Annotated in this window: 18 protein-coding genes; 6 read left to right on the plus strand and 12 right to left on the minus strand. The window is 67.8% G+C overall.

Annotated elements, in window-relative coordinates; translation table 11 throughout:
• Nucleotides 1-14: 14 nt before the first annotated feature.
• The 3 genes from NHN26_RS12825 to NHN26_RS12835 form a co-directional block, all read right to left on the minus strand.
• On the minus strand, nucleotides 15-593 hold the full coding sequence (locus NHN26_RS12825) for a hypothetical protein (protein WP_253089800.1): 579 nt from the start codon (nucleotides 591-593) through the stop codon (nucleotides 15-17).
• The gene (locus NHN26_RS12830; RefSeq protein WP_253089801.1) at nucleotides 586-2,439 is read right to left on the minus strand and encodes a glycerophosphodiester phosphodiesterase; all 1,854 of its coding nucleotides are present in this window, start codon (nucleotides 2,437-2,439) and stop codon (nucleotides 586-588) included. The genes NHN26_RS12825 and NHN26_RS12830 overlap by 8 nt, the downstream gene beginning before the upstream one ends.
• Before the next feature lie 61 nt (nucleotides 2,440-2,500).
• Nucleotides 2,501-3,034, minus strand: coding sequence for an HdeD family acid-resistance protein (locus NHN26_RS12835; protein ID WP_253089802.1), 534 nt, complete (start codon nucleotides 3,032-3,034; stop codon nucleotides 2,501-2,503).
• Between the two features lie 410 nt (nucleotides 3,035-3,444).
• Between NHN26_RS12835 and NHN26_RS12840 the strand changes: the two genes are divergently transcribed.
• Complete coding sequence (locus NHN26_RS12840; RefSeq protein ID WP_435594208.1) at nucleotides 3,445-4,452, plus strand: NAD-dependent epimerase/dehydratase family protein; 1,008 nt, start codon at nucleotides 3,445-3,447, stop codon at nucleotides 4,450-4,452.
• A gap of 204 nt (nucleotides 4,453-4,656) precedes the next feature.
• On the opposite strand, the gene NHN26_RS12845 is transcribed toward NHN26_RS12840, so the two are convergent.
• The 3 genes from NHN26_RS12845 to NHN26_RS12855 form a co-directional block, all read right to left on the minus strand.
• Complete coding sequence (locus NHN26_RS12845; RefSeq protein WP_253089803.1) at nucleotides 4,657-6,258, minus strand: cation:proton antiporter family protein; 1,602 nt, start codon at nucleotides 6,256-6,258, stop codon at nucleotides 4,657-4,659.
• Between the two features lie 145 nt (nucleotides 6,259-6,403).
• The gene (locus NHN26_RS12850; RefSeq protein WP_253089804.1) at nucleotides 6,404-8,365 is read right to left on the minus strand and encodes an Aq_1262 family (lipo)protein; all 1,962 of its coding nucleotides are present in this window, start codon (nucleotides 8,363-8,365) and stop codon (nucleotides 6,404-6,406) included.
• A gap of 92 nt (nucleotides 8,366-8,457) precedes the next feature.
• Nucleotides 8,458-10,335, minus strand: coding sequence for a PhoX family protein (locus NHN26_RS12855; RefSeq protein WP_253089805.1), 1,878 nt, complete (start codon nucleotides 10,333-10,335; stop codon nucleotides 8,458-8,460).
• A gap of 232 nt (nucleotides 10,336-10,567) precedes the next feature.
• Between NHN26_RS12855 and NHN26_RS12860 the strand changes: the two genes are divergently transcribed.
• From NHN26_RS12860 to NHN26_RS12875, 4 genes are all read left to right on the plus strand, one after another.
• The gene (locus tag NHN26_RS12860; protein ID WP_253089806.1) at nucleotides 10,568-12,736 is read left to right on the plus strand and encodes an esterase-like activity of phytase family protein; all 2,169 of its coding nucleotides are present in this window, start codon (nucleotides 10,568-10,570) and stop codon (nucleotides 12,734-12,736) included.
• 203 nt (nucleotides 12,737-12,939) lie between these two features.
• Nucleotides 12,940-13,359 carry an RNA polymerase sigma factor gene (locus NHN26_RS12865; protein WP_253089807.1) on the plus strand — a complete coding sequence of 140 codons (420 nt, stop codon included), beginning with the start codon at nucleotides 12,940-12,942 and terminating at the stop codon, nucleotides 13,357-13,359.
• Between the two features lie 98 nt (nucleotides 13,360-13,457).
• A complete protein-coding gene (locus tag NHN26_RS12870; protein ID WP_253089808.1) occupies nucleotides 13,458-14,189 on the plus strand; it encodes an anti-sigma factor family protein in 732 nt (243 codons plus the stop codon).
• A gap of 122 nt (nucleotides 14,190-14,311) precedes the next feature.
• Nucleotides 14,312-14,752 (plus strand): hypothetical protein, encoded by a 441-nt coding sequence (locus tag NHN26_RS12875; protein WP_253089809.1) that lies wholly within the window; start codon nucleotides 14,312-14,314, stop codon nucleotides 14,750-14,752.
• A 129-nt stretch (nucleotides 14,753-14,881) separates the two neighbouring features.
• On the opposite strand, the gene NHN26_RS12880 is transcribed toward NHN26_RS12875, so the two are convergent.
• Entirely contained in the window at nucleotides 14,882-15,589 is a 708-nt protein-coding gene (locus tag NHN26_RS12880) for a hypothetical protein (protein ID WP_253089810.1), read from the minus strand.
• A gap of 61 nt (nucleotides 15,590-15,650) precedes the next feature.
• A complete protein-coding gene (locus NHN26_RS12885; protein ID WP_253089811.1) occupies nucleotides 15,651-17,033 on the minus strand; it encodes a S8 family serine peptidase in 1,383 nt (460 codons plus the stop codon).
• A gap of 197 nt (nucleotides 17,034-17,230) precedes the next feature.
• On the opposite strand from NHN26_RS12885, the gene NHN26_RS12890 reads away from it, so the two are divergent.
• The gene (locus NHN26_RS12890; protein WP_253089812.1) at nucleotides 17,231-18,046 is read left to right on the plus strand and encodes a sugar phosphate isomerase/epimerase family protein; all 816 of its coding nucleotides are present in this window, start codon (nucleotides 17,231-17,233) and stop codon (nucleotides 18,044-18,046) included.
• A gap of 296 nt (nucleotides 18,047-18,342) precedes the next feature.
• Here the strand turns inward: NHN26_RS12890 and NHN26_RS17510 are convergent, their stop codons facing one another.
• The 4 genes from NHN26_RS17510 to NHN26_RS12905 form a co-directional block, all read right to left on the minus strand.
• Entirely contained in the window at nucleotides 18,343-18,474 is a 132-nt protein-coding gene (locus NHN26_RS17510) for a hypothetical protein (RefSeq protein WP_290442963.1), read from the minus strand.
• Between the two features lie 115 nt (nucleotides 18,475-18,589).
• Nucleotides 18,590-19,444, minus strand: a complete 855-nt coding sequence (locus tag NHN26_RS12895; protein WP_253089813.1) for a universal stress protein — start codon at nucleotides 19,442-19,444, stop codon at nucleotides 18,590-18,592.
• Nucleotides 19,444-20,520 carry an ACR3 family arsenite efflux transporter gene (gene arsB / locus NHN26_RS12900; protein WP_253089814.1) on the minus strand — a complete coding sequence of 359 codons (1,077 nt, stop codon included), beginning with the start codon at nucleotides 20,518-20,520 and terminating at the stop codon, nucleotides 19,444-19,446. The genes NHN26_RS12895 and arsB overlap by 1 nt, the downstream gene beginning before the upstream one ends.
• Before the next feature lie 86 nt (nucleotides 20,521-20,606).
• Entirely contained in the window at nucleotides 20,607-20,984 is a 378-nt protein-coding gene (locus NHN26_RS12905) for an ArsR/SmtB family transcription factor (RefSeq protein WP_253089815.1), read from the minus strand.
• Nucleotides 20,985-21,004: the final 20 nt, after the last annotated feature.

The raw sequence follows: 21,004 nt of genomic DNA on the forward strand, positions 1-21,004 counted from the left end.
CCGGCGGCCTGGCCTCACTCGCCCAGCAGGCAGCCCGGATAGCCATAGCCCCAGCGCCAGGGCAGCCCGCTGCAAGGGCCGCCCCCCAGCCGCACGGCGTCGAACATCGCGCCTGCGATCAGCGCATAGGCCGCGGCGACCTGCCCCTCGGTCAGATCGTAGGTGGCGGACAGGTGCGCCGTCCGGTCCGCGCCGGTCTCCAGCACGCAGGCCCGCAGCGCCTCGTCCGCCGACAGCCGCGCACGAAAGCTGTCCTCGGGCGTGCGCGCGTCGCCTGCTCCGTGATAGGCGCGGTCATGGGCGATGCAGCAGGCTTCCCAGGGAGGGCGATCCTCATGGGTCCGGCCGAAGGACGGCAGCAGGTCGGCAAGCACGTCCCAGGCCGCCGACAGCCCGCCGCTGCACCCATCGGTCGTGAAGGCGTCGGGCCGGTGGCCGGCCTGCGCCATCACCGCGATCAGGCGCCGATGCGCGGCCATCTCGACCGACAGCCGCAGCGCGAAGGGTTCGCCCGGGACCGGCTCGCCCCAGCCGCCCGAAGGCAGGCCAAGGCCCGCCGCCAGGGCAAGCATCAGCCCCGCGCGCCTAGGCATCCTCTTCCTCGGCCACCAGGTCGAAACTGTCCGGCTGGACCCGGTCGCTCAGCCAGAGCAGCAGCCGTTCCGCGGTGGACAGCCGGTTGCGCGCCTCCATCACCTGCCGGGCCAGCGCGGGCTCGTTGGTGATCAGGCCATCCACACCCATCGAAATCATGCGCACCATCGTCACCGGGTCATCGACCGTCCAGACATAGACCTTCCGGCCCTGGGCATGGGCGCGCCGGACCAGCCCGACCGACACCTGCCCGGTATTGACCGCGAGGAAATCCGCGTCGAGCGTCGAGAGATCGCCCAACGCGGTGGCCGCCAGGATCCCGTGGGGCCAGTCGGGGCGCAAAGCGTGCATCTTGCGCACGCCCGGGATCTTCAGCGACATGACCCCCACCTGGTCGGCCATGCCGGTCGCCTCGACGATCCCGGCCACGCGGGATTCCAGCGCCACGTCATGGCCGTAATATTTCAGTTCGATCAGGACCTTGCCCCGGCCCTTCGCGGCCTCCAGCACGGCGCGCAGGGTCGGCGTGCGCTGATCCGCATAGGCGGGGTCGAACCAGCTGCCGATGTCGATTTCCGCCAGATCCGCCATCGTGGCGTTCCAGACCTTCAGATCGACGCCCGCAAGCTTCATGAAATCGCTGTCATGGGCGATGACGACCTCGCCGTCGGCGGTTTCCTGAACGTCGATCTCGACCCAGTCGGCGCGATCCTCCAGCGCCTTCTCGACCGAGGCCAGCGTGTTCTCGGGCCGCGCCCCGGCCGCGCCGCGATGGGCGATGATCTCGACCTGCCGCTCGGCGCCGACACGCTCCAGCACCGCGCCGCCGAAGGCCAGCCCGACGACGACCAACAGCGCCGCGCCCCCCAGCAGCACGGGCAGCGCCAGAATGCGGCGGGCCGGGGCGGCCACGGGGGCGGCGGGTTCGGGCGCATGCCCCGTCGCGTCGCGGTAAAGCCGGTCGAGCGGCGCGGCCAGCGCCCCGTTGGCAAGCGCCGAGACCACGGCATTCGCCAGCCCCCAGAGCAGCAGCAGGACGAGCGTGACGATCACCACCAGCCGCAGGTTCGCCCCGAAAAGGTCCTGCATCCCCCCGATCAGCAGGCCGACCGCCCCGGCCACCAGCGCCGCCAGCAGGCTGCGCAGGGCCGCCCAGAGGACGATCCGCCCCACCACGCCCGGCCGCCGCCCGCGCAGGCGCTCTGCGCTCTCGGCAAAGCTCTGGCGCGGCCCGAGGCCCCCGAACAGGATCAGATGAAGGGATATCGCCCAGCCCGACAGCCGCGCCACCAGCACCCCGGCCAGACCCACGGCCAGCACGGCCCCGATCCCGACGGCGGCCATGAAGGCGGGCGGGCGGTAGGTCAGGTAATAATTGATGTCGTAGCGCCCCAGCGCCAGCCAGGCCACCACCCCGCCCACGGCCAGAAACGGCGCCGCGATCAGCAGGATGCGCAGCACCAGCCGCAGGGCGAAGGCGAACAGCCGGGCAAAGCGGCCGACCACCAGCGCCAGCCCCGCCAGCACCGCCCGCACGCCCCGCCGCTCGCCCCGGCGCAGGGTTTCGGTCATCATCGCAATGTCGAGGTCGCCGGCGACGATGGACAGGCCCACCAGCGCCAGCCCCCCGGCAAGGCCCGCCGGCGTGAGCAGGAAGCGCGCGATGTCCTGGTCGGTGACCGCGCCTTGCCCCGAGGTCGCAAGCGCGGCGGCCAGCATCAGGCCTGAGGCGGGCACGATCACCGCCGCGGCCAGCAGGCGCACCGCCAGATGGATCAGCAGGAACGGCCCGATATGGTCCAGCGCGGTGCGGTAACCGGCGACGACATCGCGGGGCGCATTCACGGCGTTCCCCCCGGGCCGGGCGGGCAGCGGCTTTCCCGCGCAACGCCTTGCCGCCGCGCGATCATGTGCCGCCGCGACCGGGGCCGCGGCCGCGCACGAAGAGCGCGAAGGACAGGATCATCACGCCGCTCGACACCAGTTCGACCGCCAGCAGCACGCCCAGAAGAACGGCCGCGGATTGCGGGAAATTCGAAAGCACCATCAGCGCCAGAACGACCGAAACCGCCCCGGAAATCATGGTCGGCCAGAAAAACGACGTCCCCCGCATCGTCAGCCCGAGCAACAGCTTCGCCGCGCCGTTGATCAGGAACAGGATCGCCACCAGAACGGTCAGCGTCAGAACGCCCGCCAGCGGGTTCGCCAGCAGGGAAACCCCGAGCCAGAGATAGGCGAGCGCGAGAACGACGTTCAGGATACGCGCGGTCCAGCCCGCGGTCCGCACGGCCCCAAGCAGTTGCGCGATGCCGCCTAGGACAAAGAGCCAGGCGGCGATCTGTTCGGCGGTCAGGGTCGCGGCAAGCGGGTTGAACAGGGCGAACAGGCCGCCAAGGATGAAGACTGTCCCGATCAGGACCCAGAACCACCAGGAACCCATCCGCCACCCTCAACTGCGCGGACAGCAGCGCACTGCCCATCAATTGTCCGGTTTCCGTCATGCGGGCTGTTGCCGCATGACAGGGTCCGACGTTTCACCCGAATCGGATTTCTGTCAATCGAGGCGATGACCTCTGCGGTCTGCCCGTCCACGAAACCGGCAAAGGGGCGGAATGCCGGGCTTTGGCCGACAACGCGACGATGGCGGGCTTGCCGCGCCGGGCGTTCTTCGGGGCGCGTCCCGGCGTCCTCGGCATCCGGCCGCAGCCCGTCCACCGGAAACGGAATTGCCTCGGCTGCGTCACTGGGGCAGGGTCGCGCTGATCCTGCGGCGAAGGGAAGATCCATGGCGAGCACGACATCCATCAGGCCCGGCGCCCCGCTCGGGGCCGGTTCCGAACGAGTCGCATCGTGACCAGACGCGCCTTCATCACCGGCACGGCGGGGTTCATCGGGTTTCACCTTGCGGAACTGCTGTTGCAGGAGGGATGGCAGGTCGCGGGCTATGACGGCATGACCTCCTATTACGACCTCCGGCTCAAGGAACGGCGCCATGCCATCCTTTGCCAGCACGCGGGGTTCCGGGCGACCGAGGCGATGCTGGAGGACGAGGCGGCGCTGGCAGCCGCGGTGGAGAGCGCCGCGCCGGATGTCATCGTGCATCTGGCCGCGCAGGCGGGCGTGCGCTACAGCCTCGAAAACCCGCGGGCCTATATCGACGCCAATATCGTCGGCACCTTCAACGTGATGGAAGCCGCAAGGCGGGCCGGGGTCGCCCATCTGCTGATGGCCTCGACCTCGTCGGTCTATGGCGCCAACACCGAGATGCCCTTTGCCGAGAGCCAGAAGGCCGACACCCCGCTGACGATCTATGCCGCCACCAAGAAGGCGACCGAGGCGATGGGCCATTCCTGGGCGCATATCCACGGCATCCCCATCACGATGTTCCGCTTCTTCACCGTCTACGGGCCATGGGGGCGGCCCGACATGGCGCCGATCAGGTTCGCGAAGGGCATCGCCGAGGGCAAGCCCATCGACATCTACAACAATGGCGAGATGTGGCGCGACTTCACCTATGTCAGCGACCTTGTGCGGGCGATCCGGCTGTTGATCGACGCGGTGCCCGGCGGGCCCGAAACGGCGGTCGAGGGCGACAGCCTCAGCCCCGTGGCGCCGTTCCGCGTGGTCAATATCGGCAATTCGACAAGCGTGCGCCTGCTGGATTTCATCGAGGCGATCGAGCAGGAACTGGGCGCAAGGGCGATCCGCAACTACATGGGCATGCAGACCGGCGATGTCCCGGCGACCTGGGCGGATGCGGGGCTTTTGCAGCGGCTGACCGGCTACCGCCCCGAAACCGGCTTTCGCGAGGGCGTCGCGCGGTTCATCGCGTGGTATCGCGACTATTATGCCGCATGAGTTTCCGCCGCGCGCCCGGGGGGGAGGTTCTGCCCCTCCACGCGCCGGATCCGCACCCGTGCCGGGTCCGCTTGTCCATCCCGCCCTTGCTCCTTCCGGCCCGGAACAGAAGGACCGATAACAGACATTATGTGATGTGGTGCCCGGCTTCCGCGAAGGCGCTGCCGGTCATCCCGGGCACGGGCGGCACGGGTCCTTGTGCCCTCAGCCCCTGTTCATCGCGTTCAGGGTCTGTTCGGCAAGGCTGATCCCGGCCTGGTTCATGGTCAGATGGGTATAATCCGCGCCGGCATCGCGGATCTGTTCCTGGTGCGATTCATGCAGGGCGTGCGACACGATCGGCCCGGTGAAGCCGCGCGCGCGCAGCGAGCGGGCGGCGATCAGCTTGGCCTCGAGATCGTCCATCGCGAGGATGGCGGCCCGGATCTGTCCCAGGTCGCAACTGCGCCAGAAATTGCTGTCCTCGGCATCGGCGAATAACACGTTGCGCCCGGCCTCCTGGTGGGCCTTGGCCTTGTAGGTGTCGGAATCGAGACCCAGCGGCCGGAAGCCCTGGTCGGCCATGACGCGGTAGGCGGCGCTGCCGGTGCGGCCCATGCCGAAGATCAGCACATCGGCATCGCCCATCTTCTTGGGCTGTTCGTCGGGGTGGATGGTGTTTCGCTGATAGATGCGCAGCCGATGTTCGCACCGCTCGTAGAGCGGATGCGCGAAACGGTTGAGCGGGGCCGCGATCACGAAGGAGATCGACACCGCGATGGCCAGCGGCACCAGATATTCGGGCAGCACGCCCGCCGCCACGATCAGCCCGAATTCGGAATAGGCGGTCAGGCTGAGCGCGGTCAGGAAGGCGCTGCGTGGTGTAAGCTTGAACGCGATCATGAGCGCGAAGAACAGCACCCCCTTGAGCGCGAGCGCGACGCCCGCCACCAGCGCGAACATCATCGCGCCCCAGTCCGGCAGGCCGGTCAGGCCGATCTGGAGGAAGAAGCCGACAAGGAAGATCTCCTTGAGCGACCAGAGCGCCTCGCCCAGTTCCTTGGCGCGGGAATGGGTGGACAGAAGCACCCCCATCACCAGCGCGCCGATCTCGGAGGACAGGCCCATCGCCTCGAACCCCATGCCGCCGATCACCAGCGACAGAAGCATCCCCATCAGCACCAGCAGTTCGTCATGCCCCGCGAAATCCAGCAGCCAGTGCAGCACCGGACGCAGCAGCGGCACGGCAAAGACCAGCAGCGCCCAGATATTGGGCGTCTGGCCCGACCAGATGGCCAGCACAGCCAGCGCGATGATGTCCTGCACGATCAGGATGCCGATGGCGGTGCGGCCGTGAAAGGCGCCCAGTTCACGCTTGGTTTCCAGAAGCTTGGCGGCCAGCACGGTCGAGGAGAACGACAGCGCGATCGCCAGCAGCAGCGCGGTGTTCCAGTCGAGCGGCGTGAACAGCATGATCCCCGGCACGAAGACGGCGACGGAGATGGCGAAATGCAGCAGCGCGCCGCCCACCACCTGCGGCTGGGCGATCTGTTCGAGCTTGAGCTTGAGCCCGACGGTAAAGAGCAGCATCAGCACGCCGAGATGCGCGACATGATGCAGGGTTTCGCCGGTATATTCGGGCAGGCCGAGCGTCGGTCCGAAGATGTTGATGGCAAAGCCCGCGGCAAGGAAGCCCACCAGCGGCGGCAGGCCGACCTGCCGCACGAGCAGTCCGAAGAAAAAGGCGAAGCTGATGGTGATGACTTCGAACACCGCGTCCTGTTCCTTTTGCCATGTGCCTGCGGACGGTTTCGCCGGGCAGCGCATGGCGGGACATGACCCCAAAGCGTGCTCCGGGGCAAACGGGAATTGTCGTCTTGTTGCCGCGAATCCGGGTCGGTGGCCAGCCTGATGACGGGGTTTCGGGCGCCTTCCGTTTGCCGCGGACCTTCGGCATCGGCGCCGCGGCGGGTCACTCGTTGGCGGAAAGGTAGTCCAGGATGGGCTGGTAATCGGGCGAGTCCGTGATCTCGGTCGGGGCGATGCCCACGCCCCAGGTCAGGCTGGTGCGGTCCTCGTCGATGGGGCGGTCGATGACGATTTCCCCCACGGTGTAGGGCGTGCCGTCCTGATGCGCGAAAGCGGTCGCATCCTCGCGGAAGTAGCGGAAGGTCACGGGGGTTTCGGGAAACACGTCCTTGCCGAAATCGTAGCGCTGGGTGGCCACGACCATGCGGTAGCCGCGCGCGGCCGCCAGCGCGGCGGAGTGCGGCGGGTAGAGCAGTTCCCCCGCCAGATTGCCGTCCGCGTCCAGATGATCGCCCTTGGCGGTCAGTTCCTTCAGCAGCGCGGCGCGCAGGCGCTGCGCGCCGACATAGCTTTCAGCCGTGTCCGTCACCAAGGCCGGCCAGTCGGCGGAATAGCCGTTATCGGTGCGGATCGTCGCGGCAAGGAACGCCTCGACGCTGGCGGGCATGTCGCCATAGAGGCTGACCCCCACGACATGTTCCAGGAAATGGGCGAATTCGCCGGTCTGCATCGCCCGGTTGATCGGGTCGGGCCAGGAGGACCGGCCGATGCTGCCCTCGGCCTCGGGCGCGCGATAGCCCATCGCGGTATTCTCGCCCCAACCCGAAGCGCCGGGCAGGCGGCGGGGCAGCGCCCAGGTGCTGTCGATGGTCACGCCCACGCCGGATTGAAAGGTCGCATGCCCGCCGGTTTCGCGCTGCGGTTCATGGCCGGAATGGCAGCCCACGCATTGCACCAGTTCCGAGGCCGTCTGGACGCGCAGGCTGCCGTCGGCATCCTCGATCCAGCCTGCGAGGATCCAGCCCGCGCCATTGTCGATCCAGCCCTCCTTGCGGTTGGCATAGGCGGGGGCGCTTTCCTCCTTGATCTCGGGCCCGGCATATTCGGGGTCGAAGCGCCGGACCTTGTACATGTAGCGGATTTCCTTGACCCGGTCGGCGCGGGCCCCGGGGAAGCGGCCCGGCGCGCCATCGCTGCCATCGGCGGCGGTGTCGACATAGTGCAGCGGGTGGGCGAACTCGGTCCCCTGCGGATAAAGGCCGGGCTGGACGGGGATGTCGGTGGCGGCGCCGCGATAGGTGGCGGGCGCGTCGGCGGGCAGGTGGTCGGACACCGCCGCGGCGACAAGGTCCAGATTGGCGGCATAGGTGGCGAGGTCGAAATTGCCCGCGTCATCCTTCATGAACCGTTCGGGCAGGCGGATATAGATGCCCGAGACCGACCCGGTCAGCGGCGTGAAGATGCCGTGGGGCACGAAATTGACAGACCGCCAACCGGTGATCCAGCCGCGCCCGTCATTGAAGAAGGCGCCCTCTTCGCGGTCGCTGCGCACGAACCCGTCCTCATCGGCGGGCAGGTCGGCGGGCGCGAGCGCGGGGAACAGGCGGAACGGGTCGTCGCGGGCGCCGCTGTCCCAGGCCCGCGCATCGCCGGGGCGGCGGGCGACGGCGGCGGACCAGTTGTCCTGGCGGATCCAGGTTTCCATGTCCCAGGCGGCGGGGTCATGGCCCGCCGCGGCCACTGCGGCGCGCAGTTTCTCGGGGAACAGCGTGTTTTCCCAGGGATTGATCGAGCCATTGGGCTGGAACGGATGGCGCAGCGCGGCAAAGGCGTATTCGGCCGTCAGATCGCCGATGAAGGGCGAGGCCCCGCCCTGCGGCGCGTTGTTGCCGAAGCGGCGATTGGCCAGCCCGTCGGTATGGCAGACCTGGCAGGGGTTCTGGGTGCCGCCCGCAGTCTCGATATAGCACTGGGCGGGAATGTGGGCATAGGGGTTCGGCATCTGCGCGCGCGAGATGTAGCTGCCGATCAGCGGCGCGGCATAGTCTTCCGCGGCGGCGGCGCCGGTCAGCGCGATCAGGCTGGCCCCGGCCAGCGAAGCGGTGCGAAGCGGGAAGCGGTGCATGGATCAGCCCCTTGTGCCAGTCGGGAAAGGTCGTGCGAACGGCAGGGGCCGGGCCCGATGAACAGGCCCGGCCCCGATATCAACGGGTCGGATCAGAGACCGGGCATGCCGCCCAGATAGCCGACATGGGCTTCGAGCTTGTAGTTCGGCGTGCCGTGGGCGTTGGTGCCGTACATCTCGATCGCGGCGGCCTCGAGCCGGGCGACGACATCCTCGGGCATCGAGGAGATCCACTCGCCCTGGTGCTGGTTGTTGGCCATGACATAGGCGTGGCCATTCAGGTTGTCGACGACCTGCAGGCCGGTGGCCTCGGCGCCGGACGCCTGGCTGAGGATGCGGGTCAGCTTGCCGGTATCGACATTGTAGGCCCAGACGAAGTTGTTGACATGCGTCCCCGAGTCCTCGCCGATGAAGAGCGTGCGCATCGCGGGCGAGAAGAACAGGTTGTCGGGGTTGGCGACCTTGTCGGGATGGGCCACGTTGCCCAGCGCGTCAACCGGGATATCCTCGCCCAGCAGCGCGGAGGGAACCCGCATCGCGGTGCCGACCCAGTCCGAATTGATCGCCTCGCCATCGGTATCGACGCGGCCGCCATCCATCGCGACCTCGTAGGTCGCACCGGCCACGATCTTCTCGACCTGGATGTGGTCCTGGGGGGCGCCCTCTTCGGTCTGCATGCCCTTTTCGCTATAGGACATGGCGACGTAGAGGTTCTTCTTCTTCGGGTCGGCGTCGACGCCTTCCATCTTGTTGAACTCGGTCGTGGCGCCCAGATAGCCCGCGTAACGGCGGGATTCGAGGAAGGCCGCGGCCTTCTCCATGCCGTCCTTCAGGCGCAGGATCTCGTCGCCCGAATGGCCGGCGCGGATCATCCTGTAGCCCTGCGCGGTCCAGTCCGGGGTCGCCTCGGCGGTGGTCGACTCGAAGATGTCGTCGAAGGTCACGCCGCTGTCGATGATCGCCTTGACCTCGGCATCGGTGGCGTGGCCCAGCTTGACCCAGTCCAGCGTGGCGGAGCCGCCACCCTCGCCCGAAACCTGGTTCCAGCGCGCGGCGTAGAGGGCACCGGCGGACAGGTCCTCGGCGGTGTCGGCGACATACATGAACAGCGCGACATGGTCGCCGTCATCGCCGAAATAGGCGGTGCGGCTGTCGGGCATCACGCGGGCGAGTTCCCAGGTGGCGCGGCCCATCGAGTAGTGCTTGACCACCTCGGTCGAGCCATCGGCCTTGACGGTCACCTCGGGGATGTAGCCGTAGTGATAGGGGTTGGCCTCGGCGCCGCCCAGATACATCTCGCTGAGCGCGCGCAGACCCTCGGTGGTCTTTTTCAGGTTCTTCTCGCCCGAGACGGCCTGGAAGTAGAGGTCGTAATCCTCTTCCGAGCCGAGATGGGTGTTCCACGGCGTCGGGCCGCCGGCGCAGGGGATCCACAGGCCATCGACGCCCGAGAAGTCGATCGGCTTGACCGAACTCGCCTTCAGCATGCCGTCTTCGCCCTGTTCGACCGACGTCACCGACATCGACATCGGCATGCGCGAATACCAGCCCTCGGCGCGGCGCGCCTCGCCGCCATTGGCGAGGATCCAGTCGTATTCGTAATGGGTCACCATGAACAGGTTGCCGTCCACGTTCAGCAGGCTGTTGGCATCCGGCGTCTCGGCGATGACCGGATCGCCATTCATGTCCATCAGCGGCTCGCCCTTGGCGTCGAACAGTTGCGCGGCGGCGTGATCGCCCAGCTTGTCCGTGGTCTTGAACATCGACACATAGGACAGCGGGAATTCCCTGGTGGTGCCGTCGCTGTAGCGCACGATGGCCGAGGATTTGCTGTGGGTCGTCAGCATCTCGGCGGTTTCCTGCGGCGCGGGCGTGTCGGTGAACTCGACCGAGACGATATCGGCGGCCAGCGCGGCGCCGGCGGTCAGCGCCAGCGCGGCGGTGCCGCAAAGAAGGGAGAGCTTGGTCATTTGGGGATGTCCTGTCTGGCTGGGAATGTGGCTCATGGAACCTTTCCAGTTCCAACAGGGTGGCGCTAACGCAACTGTCCAACAGGGATGTGACAAAGGGCCGGGGCCTGACAGAATGTCACAGGCCGGGGCTTTCGACATCGCCAGGCGGTCGGAGGTTCGGCCCGATCGTCACACAACTGTCACCGACGCCTGCCATGTCGCAGGCGCAATCACAGCTGTCGGGAATCCCATGCACCTGCGCCCTGTCCTCTTGACCTCGTTCTTCGCCCTCGTCGCCTCCGGCGCCCTTGCCGAGAGCAATTTCAACCGGATCACCAGCTTTCCCGTGACCGCCAACATGGAAGCGGGCGAGGACATGGCGCGCGAGTCCTCGGCCGAGATCGTCTCGGCCTCGGAGGACGGGATGACGCTTGTCTATAGCGACAGCCCGCTGGGCGTGATCGGCCTGGTCGATATCACCGACCCGCGCGCGCCCCGGGCGATGGGCAATATCGAGATGGGCGGCGAGCCGACGACGGCCGTGTTCATCGGCGACCGCGTGTTCGCGGGCGTCAACACGTCGGAAAGCTTTGCCAATCCCTCGGGCAAGCTGGTCACCATCGACCCGGCGACCCGCGAGATCACCGCCGAATGCGACCTTGGCGGCCAGCCCGACGCGGTGGCCAAGGCGCCCGATGGCAGCTTCCTTGCCGTCGCCATCGAGAACGAGCGCGACGAGGACCTGGGCGATGGCGGCCTGCCGCAGATGCCCGCGGGCTTTGTCGTCAAGCTGCCGGTGCGGGACGGGGTGGCGGATTGCGCGGCGAAGCAGGTGATCGACGTCACCGGGCTTGCCGACATCGCGCCCGAGGATCCCGAACCCGAATTCGTGGATGTGAACGCGGCGGGCGAAATCGTCGTGACGTTGCAGGAGAACAATCACATCGTCATCATCGGCGTTGACGGCACGGTGAGCGCGCATTTCAGCGCGGGCGAGGTGACCGTCGAGGGGATCGACACCCGCCGCAACGGCGCGCTGGAGTTCACCGGCACCAAGGGCCCGATCCCGCGCGAACCCGACGCGGTGAAGTGGATCGATGCCGATCACGTCGCCTTTGCCAACGAGGGCGACTGGAACGGTGGCACGCGCGGCTGGTCGATCTTCCGCCGCGACGGGACGCCGGTCTGGGATGCGGGCGCGTCCTTCGAACATGCGATCATCGAGATCGGCCATTATCCCGAGCATCGCAGCCATTCCAAGGGCGTGGAGCCCGAGGGGATGGAGACCGGCAGTTTCGGCGGCATCCCGATGGTGTTCGTGGCGTCCGAGCGGTCCTCGGTCGTGGGCGTCTACGACATCACCGACCCCGCCGCGCCGCGGCTGCATCAACTCCTGCCCTCGGGGATCAGCCCGGAGGGGATCGTGGCCATCCCGCAGCGCAACCTGCTGGTCACCGCGAACGAGTTCGACGGGCGCGAGGATGGCAGCGCGGGCAGCCATGTGATGATCTATGAATGGCAGGAAGCGCCGGCGGCCTATCCGACGATCACCGCGGCCGGCGCGGAGACGCTGATCGGCTGGGGCGCGCTGTCGGGTCTTGTCGCGGATGCCGAACGGCCGGGCATCCTTTATGCGGTGTCGGACAGCGTCTATGCGAACCAGGCGGGCATCTACACCATCGACGCCAGCCAGACCCCCGCCCGCATCACCGCCAAGACGGTGGTGACGCGCAATGGCTTCCCGGCGCAGAAGCTTGACCTTGAGGGGATCGCGCTGACGGGGGATGGCGGGTTCTGGCTGGCCAGCGAGGGCCGGACCGACCGGCTGACGCCGCATGCGATCCTGCGCGTGGATGGCCGTGGCGAGATCCGGCAGGAAATCGGGCTGCCCCCCGAGCTTCTGAACCACGAGATCCGGTTCGGCTTCGAGGGCGTGTCGGTTCTGGGCGATACGCTCTGGCTTGCCGTGCAGCGCGAGTGGAAGGACGACCCCAAGGGCTTTGCCAAGCTCGTGGCCTATGACACCCAGGAGAAGACCTGGGGCGCGGTGCATTACCCGCTGGACAGCCCGGCGGACGGGGCCTGGATGGGGCTGAGCGAGATCACCATCCATGGCGACTGGGCCTATGTCATCGAACGCGACAACCGCATCGGCACGGACGAGGCGGTCAAGCGGCTGTACCGCGTGCCCGTCGCGCAGCTTGAACCCGCCGAGCTGGGCGGCACGCTGCCGGTGGTGAGCAAGGAACTGGTGCGCGACCTGATCCCCGACCTTCTGGTGCTGAACGGCTATGTGCAGGACAAGGTCGAGGGTTTCGCCATCGACGCCGCCGGGATCGGCTGGGCCGTGACCGACAATGACGGGGTGCAGGACGCCTCGGGCGAGACGCTGTTCTGGTCCATCGGCAAGGTCGAGTGATCCCGCGGCCTTGAGCCGCGATCAATGGCCACGGATGACAGGCCCCGGCAGCGATGCCGGGGCCTTTTCGCGTATGGTTCCGGGTTTCGCCCTGCGCTGCCAAGGGCCGGGGCGGGTTCCATTTTACGGGGGGCGGGTCAGGATGGAATAATCCGCCGGGGCGGGCGTTGTCAGCCGGATGTCCGGATACAGGCGGGGGCAAGATGACCGACAGGACGAGGGCGAAGTTCCAGAATGACCTTGTCGCGCTGGTGCCACGGCTCCGGCGCTTTGCCCTGAGCCTTGCAGGCAACATGCAGGACGCGGACGATCTGGTGCAGGCGGCCTGCGAGCGGGCCTTGCGCAATGAAGGGCAGTTCGTGCCCGGCACGCGGATGGACAGTTGGATGTATCGCATCATCCAGAACCTGTGGCTTGACGACCGGCGCAAGGTGGCGCGTCGGGGCGCGGCGGTGGATCCGGATCACGCGAACCTGTCCGACCACGGAAAGGCGGCGAACCTGCCGGAGGATCGCATGATGCTGGCCCGGGCCCGCAGCGCCATGGCCGACCTGCCGCCGGGGCAACGCGAGGTTCTTGCGCTTGTCGCCATCGAGGGCCTCAGCTACCGCGAGGTGGCCTAGACCTTGCAGCTTCCGATCGGGACGGTGATGAGCCGGCTGTCGCGGGCGCGCGGGGCGTTGCTGCCGAAGCTTGGCCTGAGTGCAGGGGGGCGCCAATGATGCGCGAAACCACGATGGACAAGGATCGCCTGGCCGCCTTTGCGGACGGGGAATTGTCGCCCGAAGACGCCGCGGCGGTGGTGATCCACCTGGCGGATCATCCCGGGGACCAGGCCTTTATCGATGACCTGATGGCCGCGAACGAGGCGCTGGCCCGGGCCTTTGCGGGGCCGATCTCCGACCCCGTTCCCCCGGCCATCCTTGCGGCGATCGAGGGGCGCAAGGCCGCGCCGAAGGTCATTGCCCTGCCGCGCCGCCCCGTTCTGGCGGCGGGGGGGCTTGCGCTTGCGGCGTCGATTGCGCTGGCCGTCGTGCTGCTGCCGCGCGCGCCCGAATTCAGTCTGGCGCTTGGTCCGGTTGCGACGGACAGCGCGCTGCATGACCATCTGCAAGCCCTGCCATCGGGCCGGACCGTCGGCGTCGGGGCCGGGTCGGACCTGACCATCCTTGCGACGTTGCCCACGCCGACGGGGCCCTGCCGCGAGGTCGAGGTGATCGACCGCGCGGCGAACCGGCTGGACATGCTGCTGGCCTGTCGGCGCGGGACGAGCTGGCAGGTCGAGGTCGCGCTGTCGGAACCCCTGCCCGAGGCGGTCAGGGACCAGGGCTATGTCCCGGCCGGTGGCGTGGAAACCGAGGCCCTGACGCCCTGGCTTGACCGGATGGGCGCGGGCATGGCGCTTGATGCCGCGGCGGAAGCGGCGGCGATTGCGCGCGGCTGGCAGCCCTGAGCAGTGCCGCAGGCCGCGGACAGGGGCGCGTTTTGCCCGGGTGCTGCAAATCGGGAAAAGGGCGGCGCGCGGGCGGCGCTTTTTTTCGTGGATTGACCGGGTTTCGGGAATAACGGGCGGTCGTGATCGTTTTCCAGATGCAAGGAGGTGACCTTGTGTCTGAAAAAAAGGAAGAACCGATGAAACCCATCAAGCTGATCCTTCCGGCGACGTTGCTTGCCCTTTTGCCGCTTGGGGCCCAGGCCGGAATCTCCATGCCGAAACTGCCCGCCGCGGCGCAGTCCGTGGTCGATGACGGCATCGAGAAGGTCCAGTTCAAGCTGCGCAAATCGGACCGCAAATGGGGCTTTGGCGGCGATGGCCGGTCCAATTCGAATTCCAACAGCAACAGCAACAGCAACAGCAATTCGAATTCCTCGTCGAACTCGTCCAGCAACAGTTCCTCGAACAGCTCTTCGAACAGTTCCTCGAACAGCTCGTCGAACTCGTCCAGCAACAGTTCGTCCAACTCCTCGTCCAACTCGTCGTCCAATTCCTCCGGCCGGGGCCGGGACGACGATTGAGCCGACAGGCCAATTCCGGTACCGGGGCGGCCCCTTCGGGGGCCGTTTCCTTTTGGAATGGCCAACCGGTCAAAATAACAGCCCCGAAGGAAAGCCTTCGGGGCTGTGGTCCGTCAAGCGTCGGGCCGCTTACCGCTCGGCGCGGGCGAATAGCCGATACCAGCCGGTTCCGGCCTGCGTGTTGCGCAGGATCCTGTTGCGCAGGGCGGCTTCTTCGGGATGCTCGACGCCGATATCGGCCGCAAGCGCGGTGGTGTCGCGCTTGAACGGGATCACCTGGACGATGGGCGATCCCTTCTCGATGGTGTAAAGCCCGTCCTCGGCGGTGGCGAAGAACGGGAAATGGATCGGGCTGCGATAGGTGTCGGTATCGACCACGCCCGCCGCAATCTCGAACACGCCATTCGGGCGGTTCAGCGGATTGACGAACAGGCAGCTCCAGCCCGGCGGCGTGGTGATCGTCCAGAAATTGATGAACTTGCAGGGCGGGCGGTTGCCCATCGGGTTGCCCTTGACCTGGTGCATGCCGTGGCTTTCCACCATGGCGCGGTCGAAATCCCAGCCGGATTCGACACGGGTGCCGCCATCGGCAATGCCGAGACGCACGGTAGCGGCCAGCGGAATGATCCATCCGGTTGTCATCGCGTCCAGAAACGGAAGGCAGCGCTTGACGGTCAGGCCGGTATTGGTCGGGCTTTCGATGGCGGGATCCACGGGCGGAAGCCTGCGGAACCAGTCGGGCAGATAGGATTTGGCCGGAACGGGCGGGGCGATCACGCCCTCGTCCTCGGGCTGGCAGGAAAAGCGGATCGTCGCGGGTGGCGTAAAGCGGAACATGGCGGGCTCCCTTGGATATTGTCCGATGGGACAACGCGCCGGGGCGCCCCCTATTCCGCAATCAGGGACAAATTCCCTCGGCCGAAACAAGCCCGTGGCCAAAGATCGCATCATGCCCCGGCATGCCCAGATCGCGCGCCGTCACGGCCAGCGTCGCGCGCACCTTTGCCCCGGATTGCGGCACGGGCCGCGACATCAGCACGGCTGCGGTGGCGGTGACGAAGGGCACGGCGAAGGAGGTGCCGCTCTTGCCGCGCGCCCCGCGCACCGATGTCGCGGCCAGAAGGTTCACGCCCGGCGCAGCAAGGGCCAGATGGTCGCCGCGCTGCGCCTGCGGAAAGACCCGGCCGCGCGTATCGACGGCGGTGACGGCGATGACATGGGGATGCGCGCCGGGCCAGGCCGGGGGCGCGGTCGGGCCGCCATTCCCGGCGGCGGAGACGATCACGGCATCCAGCCCCGCCGGATCGGTCAGCCGGTCGAGCATCCGGGCCAGCAAGCTGTTGGGTGGGCCGGCCAGCGACAGGTTGTAAAGCCGCACCTGCCGCGCCGCCAGAAGGTCCAGCCCCTCGACCAGCGCGGCGACATCGGCGCGCTCATCCTCGGCGACGCGGGTGAACACGTCCACCGCCAGGATCTCGGCCCGTGGCAAGAGGCCCGGCACGCGGGAGCGGTCCGACCCGACCAGGAGCGAAGCGATGGCGGTGCCGTGAATCGCGCCGGAGGATGCCTGCGCGCCCAGCCGTGCGATCAGGTCAAGCCGCGCCGTGTCGATGATCTCGTGCGCGGGGTTTATCCCGGTGTCGATCAGGCCGATGCTTGTGGTCACGGGGCAGCTTTCGGTGGCGACACGCGCGCCCGGCCAGCCGATTGCCGCCCAGGCGGCGCAATTCTCGTGCGCACAGGTCGGGGCGGACAGCGCCACGGGCTCTGCCTGGGTCGCGCGGTAGAGATGGTTGAAATCGGCGTCGTCGCCGCTGGTCAACAGCCTGACCCGGTCGCGCGCGGCCTCGAGGGGCACGCCGCTCGGCGCGGAAAGGCGGTCCAGCGTCACGGCAAGCGTTGTCACCGTGCGGCGTTCGATGAGCGTGTAGCCCTCGGCGAGCAGTATGGACAGGTCGGCATCGGAAAGATCGGTGACGACGATCTCGGGCAGGAAGTCGGGACGCGGGCGGGCCGCCGGGGCCGGCTGGCGGCGCATGACACGCGGCTCGGACCGACGGGTCCATGGGAACAGGTTCCGCTCATTGCCCGGGCGAAACGCGTTGCCGCCGCCCCGGCGGTCATCGTCGTCATCATCATCATCATCGTCGTCGTCGTCATCGTCGTCCGCCCAGGCGACATGCCACCCGCCCAGGCTCGGCTCGCTCAGGATCAGGGGCGCAAGGCCCAGAAGGATCACCAGCCAGAGGCCGACGGACAGAAGACGATTTTGCCGTTGCATGGTCCCGGGACCCCTCTGGCATTTCCTGTCATGTGGTCTAGAACGTCCCGGAGGAAAGACTATTCCAGAACACCCCTGATCGCACCCATGCCGGGTATCCGGTCGCCGCCCCCTGTCAGAAAAGCTTCGGCGCAGCGTCACGCCGCGGTCATGTCCGCGGTCTAGCCGGACCGGATCTTGCGACATCAGGAGATATCATGGCGCTTCCCGTTATCGGTGCCGCTCTGGACACCGCCGGTCTTGAAATCTGGCGCGACTGGATTCTGGAAAAGAACCGCGACCTGGAATTGCAGGCCTTTCACACCGCCGCTGTGCTGGATGGCGACTGGTCGGCCGAAGCCGCCCATACCCGCAAGCTGCTGGACGGCTATACCGGGCGGTTGGGCATTCACGGGCCGTTCTGGGGCTTCGGCATCGCGACCTCCGACCCGGAGGTGCAGCGCGTGGTGGCCCGCCGCATGGATCAGGGGCTGGATGTCTGCGCGGCGGTCGGGGCGACCCACATGGTCATCCATTCGCCCTACACGACCTGGGATTACAAAAATCTCGACAATTACCCCGACAACCGCCGCAACCTGATGGACAATGTCCATGCCTGCATCGGCGCCGCGGTCCGGCGGGCCGAGGATCAGGGGGTTACCCTGGTGATGGAGAATATCGAGGATATCGACCCGAGGGACCGCCAGCGCCTGGTCGAAAGCTTCGGCTCTCCGGCGCTGCGGCTGTCGCTCGACACGGGGCATGCGCATTATGCCCATGGCAGCACCGGCGCGCCGCCGGTGGATTACTTCGTCACGGCGGCGGGTGCGCTGCTGGACCATGTCCACCTTCAGGATGCCGACGGCCATGCCGACCGGCACTGGGCCATCGGCGAAGGCACGATCCTGTGGCCGGCCGTGTTCCGCGCCATCGCCGCGCTGGAGGTCAGGCCGCGCCTGATCCTGGAACTGGGCGACAAGGCGGGGATCAGGGCATCCATGGACTACCTGGCCCGCATGGGGCTGGGCGAATGAAACCCGATGCCGTGGGGTTCGGCCGCAGCACGGCCTGCCATCTGGTGCGGCCGTCCGCCCTACTCTGCACGGGGCGCCCGTGTCGCCCCACATCTGTCGGGCGATCCGGCAATCGGGGGTTCGGCGGTCCCGCTGCCCGGCGAAAGGCTGCATGTCAGGCTTGATCCGACGCTGGACCGAGTTGGCCATCCTGCCCGTCATCGGATGCGGGCCGCCGGATCGGGTCCGCCCATGTCGTCCGATCTGACCGGGCCGTTGCCCGAAGGGCGGGCGCCGCTGTTGCCGTGGCAAGTGGCTCAGGAATAATCCAGCATCGACGCCCGGCGACAGAACAGCGCCTCGCCGAGGGCATAGGCTTCCTTTTCCTTCTCGTGCTGCATCGGAATGGAAAGCGCCGTGCCGGGACATCCGCGAATGATCGCCGCCATGGCCTGCCGTCTCCCTTTCCCTGAACGATCCGGGGCCTTCGACCCGGTCAACCGCCCCGCCTCGCGGGCATCGGCCATGCGCGCGGTCCGCCGTCGGGGCCTGTCGATGCCGCGCTCAGTCCGCATCCTTCCCGAGAGGCACCATCAGCACGGGGCGGCGGGCGGTTTCGCACAAGCTGGCGGCGGTCGAGCCGATGATCCGGCTTCCGACCCGGTTCCGGCCATGCTTGCCGACCACGATCAGGTCGCTTCCGTGCTCGGCCGCAAGGCGCGCGATCTCCTCCGAGGGCTTGCCGTCCAGCAGGTGAGTCTCGGCCCGCCCGCCCGCGGCGCGGATGTCGTCGGCGATATGGGCAAGCGCCACCCGCGCCATCTGGGGCCAGCGCGCGTAGATGCGGCGCTCGTCCTGGGTCAGCACATGCACGACATCGACGGACACGCCCGCGCCGCCCAGCGCGATGGCCGCCGCCTCGGCGGATTGCGATTTCTGCGAGAAATCGGTGGCCAGCAGGATGCGGGTCAGCCCGCCCGTGCACGCCCGCGCGCAGCGCTCGTCCTCGTTCGCGTCGATCCATTCCAGCCGCACCGGCAGGGGGCTGTCGTGCAGCACCTCGCGCGCGACCGAGCCCAGGAACAGGCCGCGGATCAAGTTCTGCCCGCGCGAGCCGATCACGATCAGGTCGGCACCATGATCGCTGGCCGCTTGCAGGATGTCCTTCGCCACCGCGCCCGCGGCGCGGATGTCGATCTCGACCGCAAGCCCCGCCTCGCGCAGCGGCGCGGCGCGCTTGCCCAGCCAGTCCTTCAGCGCGTCCTCGTGGCCATGGCTCGCCCCCTGGCCATAGCCCAGCCTCACCACATGGGTCAGGACCACGCGGGAAACGCCCATGGCGCGCAGGTCGGTCAGGCAGTCCAGCATCGGCCCTTCTGCGGCCGAAAAATCCAGCGCGATCAATGCGGTGCGAAACATCAGCTCTGCTCCCTGGGTCTGGAGGTGCGGATCGCGCTTTCCTCGGCCGGGAACCAGTGGGTGGTGCGGTTGGCGAACCAGACCAGCGACAGCATCACCGGCACCTCGACCAGCACGCCGACCACGGTGACCAGCGCGGCGATGGAATTCAGCCCGAACAGCCCGATGGCGACCGCTACGGCCAGTTCGAAGAAATTCGACGTGCCGATCAGCGCGCAAGGGGCGGCCACGTTATGCGGCACCCGCCAGGCCCTGGCCGCCCAATAGGCGACCGCGAACATCCCGTAGGACTGGATCAGCAGCGGCAGCGCGATCATCGCGATCACCAGCGGCCGGTCCAGGATCACCTCGCCCTGGAAGCCGAACAGCAGCACCACGGTCGCCAGCAGGCCCAGCACCGACAGGGGCTTGATCCGGCCGGTAAAGGCCGCGACGCGCGCCTCGCCCTGGGCGGGGCTGGCCGCGCCGCGTGTCAGCCAGAGCCGGGTGATCACGCCCGCCGTCAGCGGGATGACGACATACAGAACCACCGACAGCACCAGCGTTTCCCAGGGCACGGTGATATCGGTCACGCCCAGCAGCAGCGCGACGATGGGCGCGAAGGCAAAGACCATGATGACATCGTTCAGCGAGACCTGGACCAGCGTGTAGTTCGGATCGCCCCGGGTCAGATGTGACCAGACGAACACCATCGCCGTGCAGGGCGCGGCCCCCAGCAGGATCATGCCCGCGATATACTGCCCCGCCGTGCCCGGCTCGATGAAGGGGGCAAAGACCCATTCGAAGAACAGCACGCCCAGCGCGGCCATGGTGAAGGGCTTGATCAGCCAGTTCACCGCCAGCGTGATGATCAGCCCCTTGGGCCGTTCATGGATGCGCGCCAGCGACGAGAAATCGACGCCCACCATCATCGGGTAGACCATGAACCAGATCAGGACCGCCACGACGAAATTGACCGAGCCGTATTCCAGCCCCGCCAGGAACCCGACCAGCCCCGGCGCGATCTGGCCCAGCCCCAGCCCGGCGAGAATCGCAAGCGCGACCCAGATGGACAGAAACCGTTCGAAGACAGGCATGCGTTGTTCCTTTCGGGGTCAGGCTGGGACGGGGCTGTGCCCGACCCATCGGGCCAGGTTCGCGGGGTCTTGGGCGGCCGGGGCGGTCATCGGGCGCTTGCCCTGGGGATGCAGCCTTCGGGCGTGTGGCAACAGGGCGCCTCGGCCGCGGGCGGGCGGGCCGCGATGGCCTCGATCAGCGCCCCGAGCGGGGCAAGCGCCGTGGGATCGAGCGAATAGCAGATCCGGGGATATTCGATGGCGCCCTGCACGATCCCCGCCTCCTTGAGGATCCGCAGATGTTCCGAAACCGTCGATTGCGCCAGCCCGACCTGATCCACGATGTCGCCGCCGATGCAGCCGGGCCTGGACAGCAGGAAGGCGACGATCCTGACCCGCGCCGGATGCGCCAGCGCCTTGGCGAGGGCGGCAACCCGATCGGCCTCGACCACCGGGGACGGACCAGCCCTGTTCCGATCTAGCATGCACGCGCCCCCATGTATCG

The sequence above is a fragment of the Rhodovulum tesquicola genome (assembly GCF_024128855.1).
Classification (GTDB): domain Bacteria; phylum Pseudomonadota; class Alphaproteobacteria; order Rhodobacterales; family Rhodobacteraceae; genus Rhodovulum; species Rhodovulum tesquicola.

What these genes read in the sequence shown, in the direction of transcription:
- NHN26_RS12825 (WP_253089800.1), bottom strand. Translation starts at nt 593, where the DNA reads ATGCCTAGGCGCGCGGGGCTGATGCTTGCCCTGGCGGCGGGCCTTGGC.
- NHN26_RS12835 (WP_253089802.1), bottom strand. Translation starts at nt 3,034, where the DNA reads ATGGGTTCCTGGTGGTTCTGGGTCCTGATCGGGACAGTCTTCATCCTT.
- NHN26_RS12845 (WP_253089803.1), bottom strand. Translation starts at nt 6,258, where the DNA reads ATGCGCTGCCCGGCGAAACCGTCCGCAGGCACATGGCAAAAGGAACAG.
- NHN26_RS12850 (WP_253089804.1), bottom strand. Translation starts at nt 8,365, where the DNA reads ATGCACCGCTTCCCGCTTCGCACCGCTTCGCTGGCCGGGGCCAGCCTG.
- NHN26_RS12855 (WP_253089805.1), bottom strand. Translation starts at nt 10,335, where the DNA reads ATGACCAAGCTCTCCCTTCTTTGCGGCACCGCCGCGCTGGCGCTGACC.
- NHN26_RS12860 (WP_253089806.1), top strand. Translation starts at nt 10,568, where the DNA reads ATGCACCTGCGCCCTGTCCTCTTGACCTCGTTCTTCGCCCTCGTCGCC.
- NHN26_RS12865 (WP_253089807.1), top strand. Translation starts at nt 12,940, where the DNA reads ATGACCGACAGGACGAGGGCGAAGTTCCAGAATGACCTTGTCGCGCTG.
- NHN26_RS12870 (WP_253089808.1), top strand. Translation starts at nt 13,458, where the DNA reads ATGCGCGAAACCACGATGGACAAGGATCGCCTGGCCGCCTTTGCGGAC.
- NHN26_RS12880 (WP_253089810.1), bottom strand. Translation starts at nt 15,589, where the DNA reads ATGTTCCGCTTTACGCCACCCGCGACGATCCGCTTTTCCTGCCAGCCC.
- NHN26_RS12885 (WP_253089811.1), bottom strand. Translation starts at nt 17,033, where the DNA reads ATGCAACGGCAAAATCGTCTTCTGTCCGTCGGCCTCTGGCTGGTGATC.
- NHN26_RS12890 (WP_253089812.1), top strand. Translation starts at nt 17,231, where the DNA reads ATGGCGCTTCCCGTTATCGGTGCCGCTCTGGACACCGCCGGTCTTGAA.
- NHN26_RS17510 (WP_290442963.1), bottom strand. Translation starts at nt 18,474, where the DNA reads ATGGCGGCGATCATTCGCGGATGTCCCGGCACGGCGCTTTCCATTCCG.
- NHN26_RS12895 (WP_253089813.1), bottom strand. Translation starts at nt 19,444, where the DNA reads ATGTTTCGCACCGCATTGATCGCGCTGGATTTTTCGGCCGCAGAAGGG.
- arsB (WP_253089814.1), bottom strand. Translation starts at nt 20,520, where the DNA reads ATGCCTGTCTTCGAACGGTTTCTGTCCATCTGGGTCGCGCTTGCGATT.
- NHN26_RS12905 (WP_253089815.1), bottom strand. Translation starts at nt 20,984, where the DNA reads ATGCTAGATCGGAACAGGGCTGGTCCGTCCCCGGTGGTCGAGGCCGAT.